Here is a 19,297-nt window from a genome sequence, read left to right on the forward strand (position 1 = left end):
ACAGGCGGCGACGCCGGCCCGCGCCCACCCCGTAGGATCGAGGAATGAGCACGCGGATCGCCTTCCTCAAGGGGCACGGCACGGAGAACGACTTCGTGATCGTGCCGGACCCGGAGAACGCCGTCGAGCTGTCGGCGGCGGCCGTCGCCGCCCTGTGCGACCGGCGCGCGGGGATCGGGGGCGACGGGCTGCTGCACGTCGTGCGGTCCGCGGAGCATCCCCAGGCGCGGTCCATGGCGGACGAGGCCGAGTGGTTCATGGACTACCGCAACGGCGACGGATCCGTCGCCGAGATGTGCGGCAACGGCGTGCGCGTCTTCGCCCGCTACCTCCAGCACGCCGGGCACGTCGGCGAGGGCGACCTCGCGATCGCCACACGCGGCGGCGTGAAGACCGTGCACATCGCCAAGGACGGCGACATCACCGTCGGCATGGGCTGCGCGGTCCTCCCCGAGGGCGACGTCACCGTGGCCGTCGGCGAGCGCAGCTGGCCCGCGCGCAACGTCAACATGGGCAACCCGCACGCCGTGGCCTTCGTCGCCGATCTGGCCGACGCGGGCGGCCTGTTCACCGCGCCCTCCTTCGCCCCGGCCGCCGCCTACCCGGACGGCGTGAACGTGGAGTTCGTCGTCGACCGAGGCCCCCGGCACGTCGCGATGCGCGTGCACGAGCGCGGGGTCGGCGAGACCCGCTCTTGCGGCACCGGGGCATGCGCCGTCGCCGTGGCCGCCGCCCGCCGCGACGGCGTCGACCCGCGCGAGACCGGCCTGCCGGTGACGTACACCGTGGACCTCCCCGGCGGCACGCTCGTGATCACCGAACAGCCGGACGGCCGGATCGAGATGACCGGTCCCGCGGTCATCGTCGCCGAGGGCGCGATCGAGGCCGAGTGGCTGGAGAACGCCCTAGGCTGAACGGTGCGCTGTACGATCACTCGCCCTCCGGCCCTCCCCGCCGTCGATCCGCAGGCCGGGGCGGGTGGGGGGCTTCGAGGTCATGGCTCGCCATCCATCCGATGGCGTGAAAACGACCATGCACGGCCCGTCGCTCTTTGGAGTGATCCGTTTCACGGTCGGCCGGAGGCGGCCGGTTGGACCCCGTGCGGCTGGATAGCATCAAGCACCGGCCCGGACGGGGGATCCACGCCGTCCCCCAGGCCCGAGTCCGCCCTGGGGCGCCGTCCGCCGGATCCACGCAGCCGGAGGTGCTCATGAACGCGGAGGCCGCGAAACCTGCGACCCCGGGCCCGCTCGCACCGGGTCACGTCACACCGGCCGGGACGCGCCGCAAGTCCCGCCCCCGGCTCGACCTGCGCCGGCTGGGCCGCGCCGCCCTGCTGGGGTCGTCCTCCGCCCGCGACCGGCTGCCGGACGCCATCGGCCACGTCGTCGAGGCCCACCGCGCCCACCACCCCGACGCCGACCTCGAACCGCTGCGCCGCGCCTACCTCCTCGCGGAGTCCTCGCACCGCGGGCAGATGCGCAAGAGCGGCGAGCCGTACATCACCCACCCGCTCGCCGTCACCCTGATCCTGGCCGAACTCGGCGCCGAGACGACGACGTTGACCGCCTCGCTGCTGCACGACACCGTCGAGGACACCGATGTGACGCTCGACCAGGTGGGCGAGGAGTTCGGCGAGGAGGTGCGCTATCTCGTCGACGGCGTCACCAAGTTGGAGAAGGTCGACTACGGCGCCGCCGCCGAGCCCGAGACCTTCCGCAAGATGCTCGTCGCCACCGGCAACGACGTCCGCGTGATGTCGATCAAACTCGCCGACCGGCTGCACAACATGCGCACCCTCGGTGTGATGCGCCCCGCCAAGCAGGAACGCATCGCCAAGGTGACACGTGACGTGCTCATCCCCCTCGCCGAACGCCTCGGCGTCCAGGCGCTCAAGACGGAGCTGGAGGACCTGGTCTTCGCGATCCTCCACCCCGAGGAGTACGACAAGACCCGCGAGTTGATCCTCCGCAACGCCGCCCGCGAGGACGACCCGCTCGCCGACGTCGCCGACGACGTGCGCAAGGTGCTCCAGGAGGCCGACATCCCGGCCGAAGTCCTCATCCGGCCACGGCACTTCGTCTCCGTGCACCGCGTGTCCCGCAAGCGCGGCCCGCTGCGCGGCGCCGACTTCGGCCGGCTGCTGGTGCTGGTGAACGAGGACGCCGACTGCTACGCCGTGCTGGGCGAGCTGCACACCTGTATGACGCCGGTGGTCTCGGAGTTCAAGGACTTCATCGCCGTCCCCAAGTTCAACCTGTACCAGTCGCTGCACACCGCGGTGGCCGGCGACGACGGCCAGGTCGTCGAAGTCCTCATCCGCACCCACCAGATGCACAAGGTCGCCGAGGCCGGCGTCGTCGCCCTCGGCAACCCCTACGCCGCCCCGCCGGAGGAGCAGTCCGGGGGCGACGGCGAACGCGTCGACCCGACCCGCCCCGGCTGGCTGTCCCGGCTGCTCGCATGGCAGCAGGCCGCGCCCGACCCCGACACCTTCTGGTCCACGCTCCGCGAGGATCTCGCCCAGGACCGGGAGATCACCGTCTTCCGCCCCGACGGCGGCACCCTCGGCCTGCCCGAGGGGGCGACCTGCGTGGACGCCGCCTATGCCCAGTACGGCGAGGACGCCCACGCCTGCATCGGCGCCCGCGTCAACGGACGGCTGGCCACGCTCAGCACCGTGCTCAAGGACGGGGACACCGTCCAGCTCCTCATGGACCAGGACGCGGCCTCCGCGCCGTCCCGGGAGTGGCTGGACCACGCGACCACCCCGGCGGCCCGCATCGCCATCCAGCGGTGGCTCGCCGCCCACCCCAGCGCCGAGGAGAGCGACGCGCGCTCCCTCGCGGACGACGTCGAGCCCCCTCGGCCGCCCGGTACGGAGACCCCCCAGCCCTCCGGCGCCGACGACACCGCCCCCGGGCGTCCCGCCGCCGCCCAGGTGCTGGCCGACCGGGACGGCGCGACCGTACGGCTGGCCGGCTGCTGCACGCCCGTACCGCCCGACGAGGTCACCGGGTTCGCGGTGCGCGGGGGAGCGGTCACCGTGCACCGGACGGAGTGTCCGGCGGTGGTGCGGATGAAGAGCGCGGGGCGCACGGAGGTCGGCGTGCGCTGGGGCGAGGGCGCGGAGTGCCGGGTCACGCTGGTGGCGGAGTCGTTCGTCCGGCCGCATCTGCTCGCGGACCTCACCGAGGCGATGGCCACGGAGGGCGCCGAGATCGTCTCCGCGACCGTCGAACCGCCGGACCGGCAGCAGGTGCGCCACACCTACACCGTGCAGCTCCCGGACGCCGCCCAGCTGCCCGCCCTGATGCGCGCCATGCGCAACGTGGCGGGCGTGTACGACGTGAGCCGGGCGCAGCCGCAGGCGCCGGGCGTCTGAGAACGCCCCCGGGAGCGCCCGGTGACGGCACCCGGCGCACAGACCCCTGCGGTGTGATTACCCGATCGGGTGGGTCGGGAGCGCGCCGCCGCAGCGCCGCCCGCCCGCGCTGATAGCCGTGAGGCATGCCGCTCACCTCCCGCCACCCCGCTCCGCTCACCTCCCGCCACCCCGCCCCGCGGACCCCCCGACGCCCGGCGCCCCGCGCCCGCCGCCGCACCGCCCAGGCCCTGCTCGCCTCCGCCGTCGGCGTCTGCCTGGTCGCCGCGAGCGCCCCCGCCGAGCCGCTCGGCATCGGCGACCCGCTCTTCCCGCACCTCGGCAACCCCGGCTACGACGTGCAGGCGTACGACCTGGACCTCACCTATTCCGGCAGCAACGACCAGCCGCTCGACGCCGTCACCACCATCGACGCCCGGATCACCGCCGAGCTGGACCGGATCAACCTCGACTTCGCCCACGGCACGGTCCGCTCCGTCGAGGTCGACGGCGAACCGGCCGTCTTCACCGGCGCGGGCGAGGACCTGGTGATCACCCCCGACGACGACCTCGACCCGGGCGAGCCGGTGCGCATCACCGTCCGGCACACGAGCGACCCCCGGCCGGGGGACCGCGAGGGCGGCTGGGTGCGCACCGCCGACGGCCTCGCGCTCGCCAACCAGGCCGACGCCGCCCACCTGGTGTTCCCGTGCAACGACCACCCGTCCGACAAGGCGATGTTCACCTTCCGGATCACCGTCCCCGAGGGGTACACCGCCGTCGCCAACGGCCTGCCCACCGCCGTCGACCGCGCCCCCGCCACCACCACCTGGCGCTACCGGACCCGCAACCCCATGGCCACCGAACTCGCCCAGGTGTCCGTCGGCCGCTCCACCGTGCTGCACCGCACCGGACCGCACGGCCTTCCCCTGCGGGACGTCGTCCCCACCGAGCACCGCGCCGTCCTCGAACCCTGGCTGGCGAAGACCCCGGCGCAGATCGCCTGGATGGAGGACCGGGTCGGCCGCTACCCCTTCGCCACCTACGGCCTGCTGCTCGCCGAGGCCTCCACCGGCTTCGCGCTGGAGACCCAGACGCTCTCCCTCTTCGAACGCGACCTGTTCACCGACCCCGCCCTGCCCGCCTGGTACGTCGAGTCGATCATGGTGCACGAGCTGGCCCACCAGTGGTTCGGCGACAGCGTCAGCCCCCGCACCTGGGCCGACCTGTGGCTCAACGAGGGGCACGCCACCTGGTACGAGGCGCTGTACGCCGAGGAGCGCGGCGGCAGGTCCCTGGAGACCCGGATGCGGACCGCGTACGAGTCCTCCGACGGCTGGCGCGCCGCGGGAGGGCCGCCCGCCGCGCCGAAGCCGCCCGAGCCGGGCCGCAAGATCGGTATCTTCCGCCCGGGCGTCTACGGCGGCGCCGCGCTGGTGCTGTACGCCCTGCGCCAGGAGATCGGGCAGGAGGCGTTCGACCGGCTGGAGCGCGCCTGGGTCGTCCGGCACCGCGACGGCAACGCCTCGACCGCCGACTTCGTCCGGCTGGCCTCCGAGACCGCCGGCCGCGACCTCACCGGCTTCCTGCACCCCTGGCTGTACGACGACACCACCCCGCCGATGCCCGGCCACCCCGACTGGCGGTCCTCCGTGCGGGCCGTGCCGGAGGAGCCCGGCCCCCACACCCGCGAGCACCGGCACGGGCACCTGCCCGGCCCGCACGGGCACGGGCCGGACGCGGGCGGGGAATAACACGGTGACGAGACGGGCCGTACCGTGCGACCATCATCGGGTCCGCGCGGCAGGGGAAACGGGAATCTCCCGGGGTACCCGGACGTTGTGGACAGTGACGGACGGCCTCCCGGCCGGATCCGTCGCCGCAGACGGCAACCCAACGACGTAAGGACCCAATGACCTCCTCTTCTTCCCCTTCCCAGGACACCACGCGCTTCGCGCACAGCCACGCCGAGGGTCTTCGGGCCGATGCCCTGATGGAAGAGGACGTCGCCTGGAGCCTCGAGATCGACGGAGAGCGGGACGGCGACCAGTTCGACCGCTCCGAGCGTGCGGCCCTGCGCCGTGTCGCCGGCCTCTCCACCGAGCTCGAGGACGTCACCGAGGTCGAGTACCGGCAGCTCCGCCTGGAGCGCGTCGTGCTCGTCGGGGTGTGGACCTCGGGCACCGCGCAGGACGCCGAGAACTCCCTGGCGGAGCTCGCCGCCCTCGCCGAGACGGCGGGCGCCCTCGTCCTCGACGGCGTGATCCAGCGCCGGGACAAGCCGGACGCGGCCACCTACATCGGCTCCGGCAAGGCCGAGGAGCTGCGCGACATCGTGCTCGACTCGGGCGCGGACACCGTCATCTGCGACGGTGAGCTCAGCCCGGGCCAGCTCATCCACCTCGAGGACGTCGTCAAGGTCAAGGTCATCGACCGTACGGCCCTGATCCTCGACATCTTCGCCCAGCACGCCAAGTCCCGAGAGGGCAAGGCGCAGGTCGCGCTCGCGCAGATGCAGTACATGCTGCCGCGGCTGCGCGGCTGGGGTCAGTCGCTGTCCCGTCAGATGGGCGGCGGCAAGGGCGGCGGCCTCGCCACCCGTGGTCCCGGTGAGACCAAGATCGAGACGGACCGTCGCCGGATCCGCGAGAAGATGGCGAAGATGCGCCGGGAGATCGCGGAGATGAAGACCGGCCGCGAGATCAAGCGCCAGGAGCGCAAGCGCAACAAGGTGCCGTCCGTGGCCATCGCGGGCTACACCAACGCGGGCAAGTCCTCGCTGCTGAACCGCCTCACCGGCGCGGGCGTGCTGGTGGAGAACGCCCTGTTCGCCACCCTCGACCCGACCGTGCGCCGGGCCGAGACCCCCAGCGGACGGCTGTACACGCTGGCGGACACCGTCGGCTTCGTCCGGCACCTGCCGCACCACCTGGTCGAGGCGTTCCGCTCCACCATGGAGGAGGTCGGCGACTCCGACCTGATCCTCCACGTGGTGGACGGCTCGCACCCGAACCCGGAGGAGCAGCTCGCCGCCGTGCGCGAGGTGATCCGGGACGTCGGCGCCACCGACGTGCCCGAGATCGTCGTGATCAACAAGGCGGACGCGGCGGACCCGCTGACCCTGCAGCGGCTGCTGCGGGTGGAGCCCCGCTCCATCGCCGTCTCGGCCCGCACCGGCCGGGGCATCCCGGAGCTGCTCGCCCTGATCGACAGCGAGCTGCCCCACCCGTCGGTGGAGATCGAGGCCCTCGTGCCGTACACCCACGGCAAGCTGGTCGCCCGTGCGCACGACGAGGGCGAGGTGATCTCCGAGGAGCACACCCCGGAGGGCACGCTGCTCAAGGTGCGGGTGCACGAGGAGCTGGCGGCGGAGTTCGCGCCGTACGTTCCCACCCCGGCCGGCTGACCCGGACCGCGGACATGTGACGAGGGCCCGCCCCCTGCCGAGCGCAGGGGGCGGGCCCTCGTCGCGTCCGGCTCAGCGGCCGCCGTAGGTCCTGCTCATGTTCTGGTACAGCGCCTCGGCGTCCGCGCCGAGCCGCGGGCCGGCGAGCCAGGTGTGGTCCAGCGGGCCGATCGAGGTGTTGGACACCAGCATCGTCTCGCCGCCGGCCACCCGGAACCAGCCGCCGCCGGACGAGCCGCCGGTCATGGTGCAGCCGATGCGGTACATGTCCGGCAGGTTCGGGGCGAGCGAGAAGCGGCCCGGGGTGTCCAGGCACTTGAACATCCGCAGCCCGTTGTACGGCGGCGCGGCCGGGTAGCCCCAGGCGCCCGTCGTGCCCGCCTCCGCGGCGGTCGGGCCGGAGAAGTCCACGTCGAGCGCGGCGCCGACGGTCTCCTCCAGGGACTGCGAGCCCTGCTCCGGCCGCACGTGCAGCACGGCGTAGTCGTACGCCGCCCCGGCGCCGCCGCTCTCCGAGCCGCCCTGGATCCAGCCGTTCGAGGTCGACGCCCAGTCCGCCCACCAGTTGCCGTACGGGGCGATCTCGGAGGGGTCCGCGCCGCTCAGCTCCGCCTCGGACCGGCCGTGGTCGTTGTAGGCCGGGACGAAGACGATGTTGCGGTACCAGCCGCCGTTCGCGCCCGCGTGCACACAGTGCCCGGCGGTCCACACGAGGTTGGACCTGCCCGGGTGGTTGACGTCCTTGATCACCGTGCCGGAGCAGACGGCCGGGCCCTCGGGGGAGTCGAAGAACACCTTCCCGACCGGGGCGGCGTTCTCGTGGTACGGCGTCTTCTCCGCGACCGCGGTCACGGGCGCCGGCTCCGGATCGCTCAGCCCCTGGGCTACGGAGGCGTCCTTGGTGGTGACCGTCTTCTCGGCCTCCTCGGCGGAGTGCATCCGCTCCGGCTTCCAGAGGCCCTCGATGACCGGGTTGACGAAGTCCCGCGCCTCGCGCAGCCACTCGTCCTTGTCCCAGTCCTTCCAGCCGCCGTCCCGCCAGCGGTCCACGTCGATGCCGTGGTCCTTCAGACGGTCGGCGAGGTCGGCCGGGACGCGGACCTCGCCGCCCGCGTCGTCCCCGGCCCGGCTCGCCGTGGCGTCGGGCCGGTCGGTCGCCTTGTTCTCCGCCGACCCGCCGCAGGCGGTCGCGGTGAGCGCCAGCACGGCGAGCAGCGCGCTCGCGGCGAGGGCGGTCCGCCGCCCGCGCCGGCGCGGGACGGACGTGGAGGAAGTACGCATGCTGTGGTGACCCCCGTCACTACTCAGAGTTCGTGTGCCGCTGCTCCGGTGTTCCGTCGTCCGCCCCGGGTGCGCGACGCCACCCGGGACGGACGGTCCGGTCACCGGCCGGCGAACTTCTCACTGACCGCGTCGTAGACGCCCTTGGCCTCCTTGCCGAGCCGCGGCCCGGCCAGCCAGCCGGTCGTCACCGGGCCGATGGAGGTGTTGGAGACCAGCGCCGGCTTGCCGTCCTGGCCGGCCGCGATCCAGCCGCCGCCGGAGGAACCGGCGGTCATGCTGCACCCGATGCGGTACATCGTCGGGTCGTTCGCGGTCAGCGACAGCCGGCCCGGCTTGTCCTCGCAGGAGTACAGGGACTGCCCGTCGTACGGCGGGGCGGCCGGGTAGCCGATCGCCGTCATCTCCTCGATCTTCGGCACGGCGGGCGCGTCGAAGTCCACCGGCAGGGCCGAACCGACGGTCTCCTCCAGCGACTTGCCGTCGCCACCCTTCTCCGGCGTCACATGGATGACGGCGAAGTCGTACGAGGCGCCGTCACCGCCCGTCGCACCGCCCTGCTCGATCCACTGGTCCGAGGTCTGCGCCCAGTCACCCCACCAGACACCGTACGGAGCGACCTCCTCCTTGGGGGCGTCCGCGATCTCCTCCGCCGACATGCCCGAGTCGTTGTACGACGGCACGAAGGCGATGTTGCGGTACCAGCCGCCCTTCTTGCCCGCGTGCACGCAGTGGCCCGCCGTCCACACCATGTTGGACTTGCCGGGATTGGCCGGGTCCTCGACCACCGTCGCGGAGCAGACCATCGTGCCCTTGGGGGAGTCGAAGAAGACCTTCCCCGCGGTGGGCGCGTTCTCGTGGTACGACGGCGGCACGGCCTTCGCCTGCACCGGCTCCGGGGTCGGGTCGGTGACGCCCTGGTCGCCGGAGATGTCGTTCTCGTCCACCTCGGGCTGGTCGGGCTCGTCGGCGTCCCGCATGCGGTCCGGGTCCCACAGGTCCTCGATGATCGGGTTGACGAAGTCCTGCGCCTCACGCAGCCATGTGTCCTTGTCCCAGTTCTTCCAGGCGCCGTCCCGCCACTTGTCGAGGTCGATCCCGTGCTCCTTGAGCCGGTCGGCGATGTCGTCCGGGATCCTGAGCTTGCCGTCGTCGGCGGCGGCCGTCGCGGAGGCGTCCGCGCTCGCGTCGGTGTCGCCCGACTCGCACGCGGTGGTGGTCAGGGCGAGCGCGGAGGCGAGGGCAACTGCCGCCAGCACGGGGGAGGTTCTGCGCGACCGTCCCCTCTCGCGGCGGGCGGTGGACGACGGCCATATGGATCGCATGATCTGAACTCCCCCTGGAATGAACGATGGTGGTACGACGCCCGTCTTCACATCCGACCCGGACGAGTCGCTCTGCTGCTCCGACGGCTTGGGACAACGGCACCACACACTAGGCGTTCGCCGTGGGGGACGTCCGACGGAACGGCAACGGTTCGGCTACAAGGCGTCTGACCTGGCCGGTCGTGCGCGGACCGCTCGTCGAGCGGCGGCGCGCGGGCGCGGGGCGTGGGGCGTGGAGGCGGCGGCGGTCCTTTCGCGCGTCGCGCGCGGGGGCGGTGCTTCGGGCGCGGGGCGCCGGGCGCCGCGGTCGCGTCGGCGTGGTCGCACGTTTGTCGGTGGGGGGCCGTAGGGTTGGTCGCGCTATGACACAGCCCTCACTCCCCGAACTCCTCCATGCTGCCGTCACTGCCGTCGGCGGCACGGAGCGCCCCGGTCAGGTGGCCATGGCCGAAGCCGTCGCCGAAGCGATCGACGACGGCGCCCATCTGCTGGTCCAGGCCGGCACCGGCACCGGTAAGTCCCTGGGCTACCTGGTGCCCGCGCTCGCGCACGGAGAGAGGGTCGTCGTGGCGACGGCCACCCTGGCGCTCCAGCGCCAGCTGGTGGAGCGGGACCTTCCGCGCACGGTGGAGGCGCTGCATCCGCTGCTGCGCCGGCGCCCGGAGTTCGCCATGCTCAAGGGCCGGTCGAACTACCTGTGCCTGCACCGGCTGCACGAGGGCGTCCCGCAGGACGAGGAGGAGGGCCTCTTCGACCAGTTCGAGGCGGCCGCGCCCACCAGCAAGCTGGGCCAGGACCTGCTGCGGCTGCGCGACTGGTCCGACGAGACGGAGACCGGCGACCGGGACGACCTCACGCCGGGCGTGTCCGACCGGGCGTGGTCGCAGGTGTCGGTGTCCTCACGGGAGTGCCTGGGCGCCACGAAGTGCGCGTACGGCGCGGAGTGCTTCGCTGAGGCGGCCCGCGAGCGCGCCAAGCTGGCCGAGGTGATCGTCACCAATCACGCGCTGCTCGCCATCGACGCCATCGAGGGCGCGCCGGTGCTGCCGCAGCACGAGGTGCTGATCGTGGACGAGGCGCACGAGCTGGTCTCCCGGGTGACCGGGGTGGCCACCGGCGAGCTCACCCCGGGGCAGGTGAACCGCGCGGTGCGGCGCGCGGCGAAGCTGGTGAACGAGAAGGCGGCCGACCAGCTGCAGACGGCCGCCGAGGGCTTCGAGCGGCTGATGGAGCTCGCCCTGCCCGGCCGGCTGGAGGAGATCCCGGAGGACCTCGGCTACGCGCTGATGGCGCTGCGCGACGCGTGCCGCACGGTGATCTCCGCGATCGGCTCCACCCGCGACAAGTCGGTCCAGGACGAGGACGCGGTCCGCAAGCAGGCGCTGGCCTCGGTGGAGAGCGTCCACGACGTGGCGGAGCGGATCACCAACGGCAGCGAGTGGGACGTCGTCTGGTACGAGCGGCACGAGCCCCGCGGCGGAGCCGCATATCGGCACAGTGGGGCCTCGCTGCGGGTCGCGCCCATGTCGGTCTCGGGGCTGCTGCGCGAGAAGCTGTTCACCGACCGCTCGGTCGTGCTGACGTCCGCCACGCTGAAGCTGGGCGGCGACTTCAACGGCGTGGGGGCGTCCCTGGGACTCGGCCCCGAGGGCGCCGAGGGGGACGACCTCCCGCAGTGGAAGGGCGTGGACGTCGGCTCGCCCTTCGACTACCCCAGGCAGGGCATCCTGTACGTCGCCAAGCACCTGGCCCGCCCGGCCAGGGACGGCGACCGCAAGGACATGCTGGACGAGCTCACGGAGCTGATCCAGGCGGCCGGGGGCCGCACGCTGGGGCTGTTCTCGTCGATGCGGGGGGCCCAGCTCGCGGCGGAGGAGCTGCGGTCGCGGATCCCGGAGTACCCGATCCTCCTCCAGGGCGAGGAGACGCTCGGCGAGCTGATCAAGAACTTCGCGGCGGACCCGCGGACGTGCCTCTTCGGCACGCTGTCGCTGTGGCAGGGCGTGGACGTCCCCGGACCGAGCTGCCAGCTGGTGGTCATGGACAAGATTCCCTTCCCGCGTCCGGACGACCCTCTGATGAGCGCCCGCCAGAAGGCCGTGGAGGATGCGGGCGGCAACGGCTTCATGGCGGTCGCCGCGACGCACGCGGCGCTGCTGATGGCCCAGGGAGCGGGCCGCCTGGTCCGCGCCTCGGGCGACCGCGGCGTGGTCGCGGTCCTCGACCCCCGTCTGGCGACGGCCCGCTACGGCAGCTATCTGAAGGCCTCGATGCCGGACTTCTGGTACACGACGGACCGCAACCAGGTGCGCAAGTCCCTCGCGGCGATCGACGCGGCGGCGAAGCAGACGGAGGCCGCGGCGACGGAGTAGGAAGGGGGCCGCCGGGTTGCGGGCGGGGCCCTGGGTGCGTCGGCCGAGCCGCAGGACCCGCGTGCGGGCGCGACGCCCCGGCCCCGGCCCGGCGGCTGGAGTGTCTCGGCGCCGTCCCTGCGGGGCGGCGCACGGCGTCCGGGCAAGCGTCGTGAGCCGCGCCCAGGGGCGGCGCGGCAGATGCAGCCCGTTGCAGAGGCCCAGGGCGCCACTCAGGGCTCCCGGAGGCAGTACAGGACCCCGGAACCGGCGCAGGGGTTCCGGGGTCCGGTCGGGGGCGGGGCGGGCCTGGGGGGCCCGGCGTCCCGTCGGGGTCAGACGCGGCGGAGGACGGCCACCACCTTGCCGAGGATCGTCGCGTCGTCGCCGGGGATCGGCTCGTAGGCCGCGTTGTGCGGGAGCAGCCAGACATGGCCGTCCTCCCGCTTGAACCGCTTCACGGTCGCCTCGCCGTCGAGCATCGCCGCCACGATGTCGCCGTTCTCGGCGACCGGCTGGCGACGGACCGTGACCCAGTCGCCGTCGCAGATCGCGGCCTCGATCATGGAGTCACCCACGACCTTCAGTACGAACAGCTCACCGTCGCCGACGAGCTGCCGCGGCAGCGGGAAGACGTCCTCGACGGACTCCTCCGCGAGGATCGGGCCACCGGCGGCGATCCGGCCGACCAGCGGCACGTAGGACGCGGCGGGCTTGCCGGCGGTGTCCGTCGGCTGCACGGACGCGGCCTGGTCGGACCCCCGCACCTCGTACGCGCGCGGACGGTGGGGGTCACGGCGCAGGAATCCCTTGCGCTCCAGCGCCATGAGCTGGTGGGCGACGGAGGAGGTGCTGGACAGCCCGACCGCCTGGCCGATCTCCCGCATGGACGGCGGGTATCCGCGCCGCTGCACCGAGTCCCTGATGACCTCGATGACCCGGCGCTGGCGGTCGGTGAGTCCGGAGCTGTCGGCCCGGATGCCGGGAGGTCGGCCCGGCAGGGAGCGCTTGTGCGCCTCGGGATTCGTGGCTTCGTTCATCGCATGCACCGGCTCGATGCGGCCCTGGGAGCGGTCCTGGGCGGTGATGGCGGCACTGTCTGCGGTGGTGGTCACGTCGGCCCCTCTCGATGGTCTCCCTGCAGCACAACGGTAGATGCTTTCGAAAGGTTGCGCCAAACACACGTTCGAGTGAAAAATCGCGAATTGCGGCACGCGTTCTTTCGTCGAGGTGTATTGGTCGCCGCACTTCCTGCCGGACAAACGGGCCATTTGTTGTACTCTTCACCGCCGAGGTCTCCGCCGGAGCGGCGGCCTCGCGGCGTGCGGACTCAGTCTGCCATCGTGGGCCCCCGTGCGCGTGAAGCGGCCCCGTCCTTCGTCGGAGCGGCACGCCCCCTCCTCGCCTCCGGCACGTCTTCTCCTCGACGGGGACGGCGTCCGAGCCCGCGACGGGCAGGTCTCCGGGCGGCTCACGCGCAGACTTCCAGGCCCGTCTTCCCGTTCCGGCGCGCGACACGCGTGGCACTCTCGATGTATGAGCCAATCCCCACATCTAGTGGTTGGATTGCGACAGCAGCCCAGAAGTTGTGGTCCCCCCGGTCTCCGAGGGCTCCGCGATCGCCTATGCTGGTGCTGCTTCGTGAGGCCCCTGAGGCCTGGCGAGGCCATTGAGTCTGCTGTGAGGAGGGTTGGGATCCATGCACTGCCCCTTCTGCAGGCACCCCGACAGCCGTGTCGTCGACAGCCGTACGACCGACGACGGCACGTCGATCCGCAGGCGCCGCCAGTGCCCGGACTGCTCCCGTCGATTCACGACCGTGGAGACGTGTTCGCTCATGGTGGTCAAGCGGTCGGGAGTCACCGAGCCGTTCAGCCGCACCAAGATCATCAACGGTGTGCGCAAGGCGTGCCAGGGACGGCCCGTCACCGAGGACGCCCTCGCCCAACTCGGCCAGCGGGTCGAGGAAGCGGTGCGGGCCACCGGGAGCGCCGAGCTGACCACCCACGACGTGGGGCTGGCCATACTCGGCCCGTTGCAGGAACTCGACCTCGTGGCCTACCTGCGGTTCGCGTCCGTGTACCGGGCGTTCGACTCGCTGGAGGACTTCGAGGCCGCGATCGCGGAACTCAGGCGGGCGGAGCGGCCCGCCGAGGGCGACGGGGGCGGCGACGGGGCCGCCCCGGGGAGCCAGGAAGACGACAGCGGACAGGAGGGGACCGCGCAGGTCCCCGCGCCCGCTCCCGCCGCCGGCTGAGCGGCGGTCCGGCCCCGGAAGCGAGGGTCCGGGGACCGGTTCGGCCGGCGGCGAAGAAGACCTGCTGCGGGCAGGCGAGTGGGCGCCCGCAGCATCAGACAGAACACCATGCCACGGGAACATCGGGGCACTTCAGGGCGTTTTCGCCCGTATCAGGGAGGCGGCATGACAGAGACGGCGAGCGGTCCGGCACGTAGTTCCCGAGCCAAGGCGAGCAAGCCCGGCAAGGGACTGCGCGTCGAGCGCATTCACACCACCCCGGGGGTCCACCCGTACGACGAGGTGGCCTGGGAGCGCCGTGACGTCGTCATGACCAACTGGCGCGACGGCTCGGTCAACTTCGAGCAGCGCGGCGTGGAGTTCCCCGACTTCTGGTCGGTGAACGCGGTCAACATCGTCACCAGCAAGTACTTCCGGGGCGCCGTCGGCACCCCGCAGCGCGAGACCAGCCTCAGGCAGCTGATCGACCGCATCGTGAAGACGTACCGGAAGGCCGGCGAGGACAACAAGTACTTCGCCTCGCCCGCCGACGCCGAGATCTTCGAGCACGAGCTGGCCTACGCCCTCCTGCACCAGATCTTCAGCTTCAACAGCCCCGTGTGGTTCAACGTGGGCACGCCCCAGCCGCAGCAGGTCAGCGCCTGCTTCATCCTGTCCGTCGACGACTCCATGGAGTCGATCCTCGACTGGTACAAGGAAGAGGGCATGATCTTCAAGGGCGGCTCCGGCGCCGGCCTGAACCTCTCCCGCATCCGCTCCTCCAAGGAGCTGCTCTCCTCCGGCGGCAACGCCTCCGGCCCGGTCTCCTTCATGCGCGGCGCCGACGCCTCCGCCGGCACCATCAAGTCCGGTGGCGCCACCCGCCGCGCGGCGAAGATGGTCGTGCTCGACGTCGACCACCCCGACATCGAGGACTTCATCGAGACCAAGGTGAAGGAGGAGGAGAAGATCCGTGTCCTGCGCGACGCGGGCTTCGACATGGACCTGGGCGGCGACGACATCGCGTCCGTCCAGTACCAGAACGCCAACAACTCCGTGCGCGTCAACGACGAGTTCATGGAGGCCGTCGAGAAGGGCGGCAAGTTCGGCCTGCGTGCCCGCATGACCGGCGAGGTCATCGAGGAGGTCGACGCCAAGGCGCTCTTCCGCAAGATCGCCGAGGCCGCGTGGGCCTGCGCCGACCCGGGCATCCAGTACGACGGCGTCATCAACCACTGGCACACCTGCCCCGAGTCCGGCCGGATCACCGCGTCGAACCCGTGCAGCGAGTACATGCACCTGGACAACACGTCCTGCAACCTGGCCTCGCTGAACCTGATGAAGTTCCTCAAGGACGACGGCAAGGGCAACCAGTCGTTCGAGACCGAGCGCTTCCAGAAGGTCGTCGAGCTGGTCATCACCGCGATGGACATCTCGATCTGCTTCGCGGACTTCCCGACCCAGAAGATCGGCGAGAACACCCGCGCCTTCCGCCAGCTCGGCATCGGCTACGCCAACCTGGGCGCCCTGCTGATGGCCACGGGTCACGCCTACGACTCCGACGGCGGCCGCTCCCTCGCCGGGTCCATCACCTCCCTGATGACCGGCACCGCCTACCGCCGCTCCGCCGAACTCGCCGCGATCGTCGGCCCGTACGACGGCTACGCCCGCAACGCCGACGCCCACAAGCGCGTCATGAAGCAGCACTCCGACGCCAACGGCACCGCCGTGCGCATGGACGACCTGGACACCCCGGTGTGGGCCGCCGCCACCGAGGCCTGGCAGGACGTCCTGCGCCTCGGCGAGAAGAACGGCTTCCGCAACGCCCAGGCCTCCGTGCTCGCCCCGACCGGCACCATCGGCCTGGCGATGTCCTGCGACACCACCGGTGTCGAGCCCGACCTCGCCCTGGTCAAGTTCAAGAAGCTGGTCGGCGGCGGCTCGATGCAGATCGTCAACGGCACCGTCCCGCAGGCCCTGCGCCGCCTGGGCTACCAGGAGGAGCAGATCGAGGCGATCGTCGCCTACATCGCCGAGCACGGCAATGTGATCGACGCCCCCGGCCTCAAGCCCGAGCACTACGAGGTGTTCGACTGCGCCATGGGCGAGCGCGCCATCTCCCCGATGGGCCACGTCCGCATGATGGCCGCGATCCAGCCCTGGATCTCCGGCGCCATCTCCAAGACGGTCAACATGCCGGAGACGGCGACCGTCGAGGAGGTCGAGGAGATCTACTTCGAGGCCTGGAAGCTGGGCGTCAAGGCGCTCGCCATCTACCGCGACAACTGCAAGGTCGGCCAGCCCCTCTCCGCCAAGACCAAGGAGAAGGAGAAGGCCGAGGTCACGGAGAAGGCCGAGGAGACGATCCGCGCCGCGGTCGAGAAGGTCGTCGAGTACCGCCCGGTCCGCAAGCGCCTCCCGAAGGGCCGTCCCGGCATCACCACCTCCTTCACGGTGGGCGGCGCCGAGGGCTACATGACCGCCAACTCCTACCCGGACGACGGTCTCGGCGAGGTCTTCCTGAAGATGTCCAAGCAGGGCTCGACGCTCGCCGGCATGATGGACGCCTTCTCCATCGCCGTCTCGGTGGGCCTCCAGTACGGCGTGCCGCTGGAGACGTACGTCTCGAAGTTCACCAACATGCGCTTCGAGCCGGCCGGCATGACGGACGACCCGGACGTGCGGATGGCGCAGTCGATCGTCGACTACATCTTCCGCCGCCTGGCGCTGGACTTCCTGCCGTTCGAGACGCGCTCCGCGCTCGGCATCCACTCCGCCGAGGAGCGCCAGCGTCACCTGGAGACCGGCTCGTACGAGCCGGCCGACGACGAGGTCGACGTCGAGGGCCTGGCCCAGTCGGCCCCGCGCGCCCAGGAGCTGAAGGCGGTCGCCGCGCCGAAGGCCGAGACCGAGGCGGCCAAGCCCGCCCCGCAGCAGGCCCACACCAGCGCCGAGCTGGTGGAGATGCAGCTGGGCATCCAGGCCGACGCCCCGCTGTGCTTCTCCTGCGGCACGAAGATGCAGCGCGCCGGCTCCTGCTACATCTGCGAGGGCTGCGGCTCGACCAGCGGCTGCAGCTGACGCCGACCCGCCCGGGCGCTGCCCGGCGGTGAGACGGTGAGGGCGGTGGTACCGGGAAACCGGTGCCACCGCCCTCGGGCGTCTCCGCCCCTGTCCGCGGGCTGCCTCGCAGCGTCAGGCCCGGCGGGCCGCTCCCATCTCACGGGTGAAGTCCACCGGGTCGCCGTCGAAGCCCTGCACGCCCGCCCGGAACTCCCAGGGGCCCGAGCCCTCCCGGACGAACTCCGCGACCGTGGCCGCCCTCGCCCCCAGCACCCCGCCGAAGTCGTCCTCCGCCAGCACGTCGTAGCCCTCGCGGATACGCAGCCCCGGGTTGCGCACCCCGGAGAACGTCCGCGGCGCCTGCTGCTGCTGGATGACGACCCCGACCAGCACGCGCGCGTAGCGCGGGTCCAGGCGGTCCAGCTCCAGCGTCATGACCTCGTCGTACCCGAACCCTTTGCCGTCCTGGCTGTCCCGGTTGAGCGTGATGGTGCCGTCGGGGGAGCGGCTGTCGAAGTGCACCACGTAGCCGGGGTCCCCGTGCGGGGCGTCCGCCGGATAGGGCGCGGCGACCAGATCGAGGTCGGTGGAGGGCTCTCCCGACGGACTCGGATCCCACCGCAGCGCGATCTCGACCTTCCGGATCCCCTTGCTGACGCCGTTCACCCGTTGTCCCCTTCCTCGTGACCGTCCTACCGGCGCACCCCAACTACCGCGAAACCACGGCAGATTGTCCATCCTGCCACGCGCGCGTTCCCGGGCGCCGGTATGCAGTCGACGCGAGGGCGACCAGGGCCGTACTCCCTGGCCTTACGATGGCGCGGTGCTGGTCAAGTGGATTCGCTGCACCGTGGTGGACCGTCGGGGGTTCGAGCGGGGACAGCGGAAGTGGGCGGGGCTTCTGGGGGAGCCGGGGTTTCGCGCGCAGGGCGGAGGCTGGAGCCGGGGACGGCAGGACGTGGCGCACATCTTCTCCTTCTGGGAGAGCCGCGCCTTCTACGACTCCTTCATGGCCCGGTCCCACGACCGGCTCGCCGCCTCCCAGGCGGGCACCTTCAAGAACGCCCAGGTCAGACTGTTCGACCACCGCTTCGACGTGAAGACCGGGTTCGAACCGCGCTTCACCGACGCCGACCTGATCAGGGTCGCGCTGTGCCGCGTCCACGAGGAGCGCGCCGAACACTTCGTGCTGATGCAGGAGAAGGTGTGGAACCCGGCGATGGCCGGCTCACCCGGCATGGTGCGGGGGCTGTTCGGCGAGGCGCCGGGCAACGAGTACCTGATCCTGTCCATGTGGCGGTCCGCCGCCGAACACGGCAAGTACCGGACCGAGCGCGTGGAGCGACTGACACTGCGGGCGCAGACCGAGGCGGACGTCGCGGCCCTCGCCGGCGACATCGTCGACATGGAGCCCGCCTGGACGGTGTGAGCACGCTCCCGTGGCCCGGTGCGCGAAGATGTGTGACAAATGCCGTACGGAACCCGCACGAGTGCCCGAAGCGCCCTCACCCGATCTAGGGTTTTGGACATGGCACGACCGCGGCGCATCGTCCTTGTCCGGCACGGTGAATCAACGGGCAATGTTGACGACACCGTTTATGAGCGCGTACCCGACCACGCCCTCGGTCTCACCGAGCGGGGCAGGAAGCAGGCAGAGGCGACGGGCGAGCGGCTCCGCGGCCTCTTCGGTCAGGAGCGGGTCAGCGTCTACGTGTCCCCGTACCGACGGACGCTCGAGACCCTGAACGCCTTCCATCTCGACCCGGACCTGATACGCGTCCGCGAGGAACCCCGGCTGCGCGAACAGGACTGGGGCAACTGGCAGGACCGCGAGGACGTCCGGCTGCAGAAGGCCTACCGGGACGCCTATGGCCACTTCTTCTACCGATTCGCCCAGGGCGAGTCCGGCGCCGACGTCTACGACCGCGTCGGCGGCTTCCTGGAGAGCCTGTTCCGCAGCTTCGAGGACCCGGACCACCCGCCGAACGTCCTCATCGTCACCCACGGTCTGGCCATGCGGCTGTTCTGCATGCGGTGGTTCCACTGGACCGTGGCGGAGTTCGAGTCGCTGTCCAACCCGGGGAACGCCGAGGTGAGGATGCTCGTCCTGGGCGAGAACGGGAAGTACGCCCTTGACCGGCCCTTCGACCGCTGGCGGGACCCGGAGCCCTACCCGATCACGGGATAGGCGGACCCGCCCGGAGACGGCGGTCAAGGGAGGGACGAAATGTGCTGGAGTCGGCGAGTGCCGGATGGGAGAGTTGCGAGGCG

13 protein-coding genes are annotated in these 19,297 nt (G+C 71.7%); 9 read left to right on the plus strand and 4 right to left on the minus strand.

The features are described from left to right. Positions 1 to 44: 44 nt before the first annotated feature. The 4 genes from dapF to hflX all read left to right on the plus strand — a co-directional run bounded on the left by dapF (position 45) and on the right by hflX (position 6,770). Positions 45 to 914, plus strand: coding sequence for a diaminopimelate epimerase (dapF, locus tag ACP7TJ_RS24680; RefSeq protein ID WP_367461122.1), 870 nt, complete (start codon positions 45 to 47; stop codon positions 912 to 914). Between the two features lie 296 nt (positions 915 to 1,210). Further along, positions 1,211 to 3,385, plus strand: a complete 2,175-nt coding sequence (locus ACP7TJ_RS24685; protein ID WP_367495833.1) for a RelA/SpoT family protein — start codon at positions 1,211 to 1,213, stop codon at positions 3,383 to 3,385. A 125-nt stretch (positions 3,386 to 3,510) separates the two neighbouring features. Next, positions 3,511 to 5,118: a M1 family metallopeptidase gene (locus ACP7TJ_RS24690; RefSeq protein WP_370165191.1), complete on the plus strand. Its 1,608-nt coding sequence runs from the start codon at positions 3,511 to 3,513 to the stop codon at positions 5,116 to 5,118. Positions 5,119 to 5,276: 158 nt separating this feature from the next. Next, the gene (gene hflX, locus ACP7TJ_RS24695) at positions 5,277 to 6,770 is read left to right on the plus strand and encodes a GTPase HflX (RefSeq protein WP_093765209.1); all 1,494 of its coding nucleotides are present in this window, start codon (positions 5,277 to 5,279) and stop codon (positions 6,768 to 6,770) included. A gap of 72 nt (positions 6,771 to 6,842) precedes the next feature. Here hflX and ACP7TJ_RS24700 read toward each other — a convergent pair whose 3' ends face one another. After that, on the minus strand, positions 6,843 to 8,051 hold the full coding sequence (locus ACP7TJ_RS24700) for a trypsin-like serine peptidase (RefSeq protein WP_427765387.1): 1,209 nt from the start codon (positions 8,049 to 8,051) through the stop codon (positions 6,843 to 6,845). A gap of 101 nt (positions 8,052 to 8,152) precedes the next feature. Beyond that, complete coding sequence (locus ACP7TJ_RS24705) at positions 8,153 to 9,376, minus strand: trypsin-like serine peptidase (protein WP_427765390.1); 1,224 nt, start codon at positions 9,374 to 9,376, stop codon at positions 8,153 to 8,155. Between the two features lie 362 nt (positions 9,377 to 9,738). Here ACP7TJ_RS24705 and ACP7TJ_RS24710 point away from each other — a divergent pair, with 362 nt between their 5' ends. After that, positions 9,739 to 11,748: an ATP-dependent DNA helicase gene (locus ACP7TJ_RS24710; RefSeq protein WP_367461128.1), complete on the plus strand. Its 2,010-nt coding sequence runs from the start codon at positions 9,739 to 9,741 to the stop codon at positions 11,746 to 11,748. Between the two features lie 314 nt (positions 11,749 to 12,062). Here the strand turns inward: ACP7TJ_RS24710 and lexA are convergent, their stop codons facing one another. Continuing rightward, positions 12,063 to 12,842 carry a transcriptional repressor LexA gene (gene lexA, locus ACP7TJ_RS24715; protein WP_024885652.1) on the minus strand — a complete coding sequence of 260 codons (780 nt, stop codon included), beginning with the start codon at positions 12,840 to 12,842 and terminating at the stop codon, positions 12,063 to 12,065. Positions 12,843 to 13,426: 584 nt separating this feature from the next. Between lexA and nrdR the strand changes: the two genes are divergently transcribed. Together nrdR and ACP7TJ_RS24725 are read left to right on the plus strand one after the other, a co-directional pair. Then, a complete protein-coding gene (nrdR, locus tag ACP7TJ_RS24720; RefSeq protein ID WP_093765213.1) occupies positions 13,427 to 13,984 on the plus strand; it encodes a transcriptional regulator NrdR in 558 nt (185 codons plus the stop codon). A 165-nt stretch (positions 13,985 to 14,149) separates the two neighbouring features. After that, positions 14,150 to 17,044 (plus strand): vitamin B12-dependent ribonucleotide reductase, encoded by a 2,895-nt coding sequence (locus ACP7TJ_RS24725; protein WP_427765395.1) that lies wholly within the window; start codon positions 14,150 to 14,152, stop codon positions 17,042 to 17,044. Between the two features lie 114 nt (positions 17,045 to 17,158). Here the strand turns inward: ACP7TJ_RS24725 and ACP7TJ_RS24730 are convergent, their stop codons facing one another. Then, the gene (locus ACP7TJ_RS24730; RefSeq protein ID WP_093765215.1) at positions 17,159 to 17,692 is read right to left on the minus strand and encodes a TerD family protein; all 534 of its coding nucleotides are present in this window, start codon (positions 17,690 to 17,692) and stop codon (positions 17,159 to 17,161) included. Between the two features lie 157 nt (positions 17,693 to 17,849). Here ACP7TJ_RS24730 and ACP7TJ_RS24735 point away from each other — a divergent pair, with 157 nt between their 5' ends. Both ACP7TJ_RS24735 and ACP7TJ_RS24740 read left to right on the plus strand, forming a co-directional pair. Next, positions 17,850 to 18,455 carry a YdbC family protein gene (locus ACP7TJ_RS24735; protein ID WP_093765216.1) on the plus strand — a complete coding sequence of 202 codons (606 nt, stop codon included), beginning with the start codon at positions 17,850 to 17,852 and terminating at the stop codon, positions 18,453 to 18,455. A gap of 99 nt (positions 18,456 to 18,554) precedes the next feature. After that, positions 18,555 to 19,214: a histidine phosphatase family protein gene (locus ACP7TJ_RS24740; protein WP_093765217.1), complete on the plus strand. Its 660-nt coding sequence runs from the start codon at positions 18,555 to 18,557 to the stop codon at positions 19,212 to 19,214. Positions 19,215 to 19,297: the final 83 nt, after the last annotated feature.

The sequence above is a fragment of the Streptomyces sp. DSM 41931 genome, from assembly GCF_050271085.1.
In the GTDB taxonomy this organism is placed as follows: domain Bacteria; phylum Actinomycetota; class Actinomycetes; order Streptomycetales; family Streptomycetaceae; genus Streptomyces; species Streptomyces albogriseolus.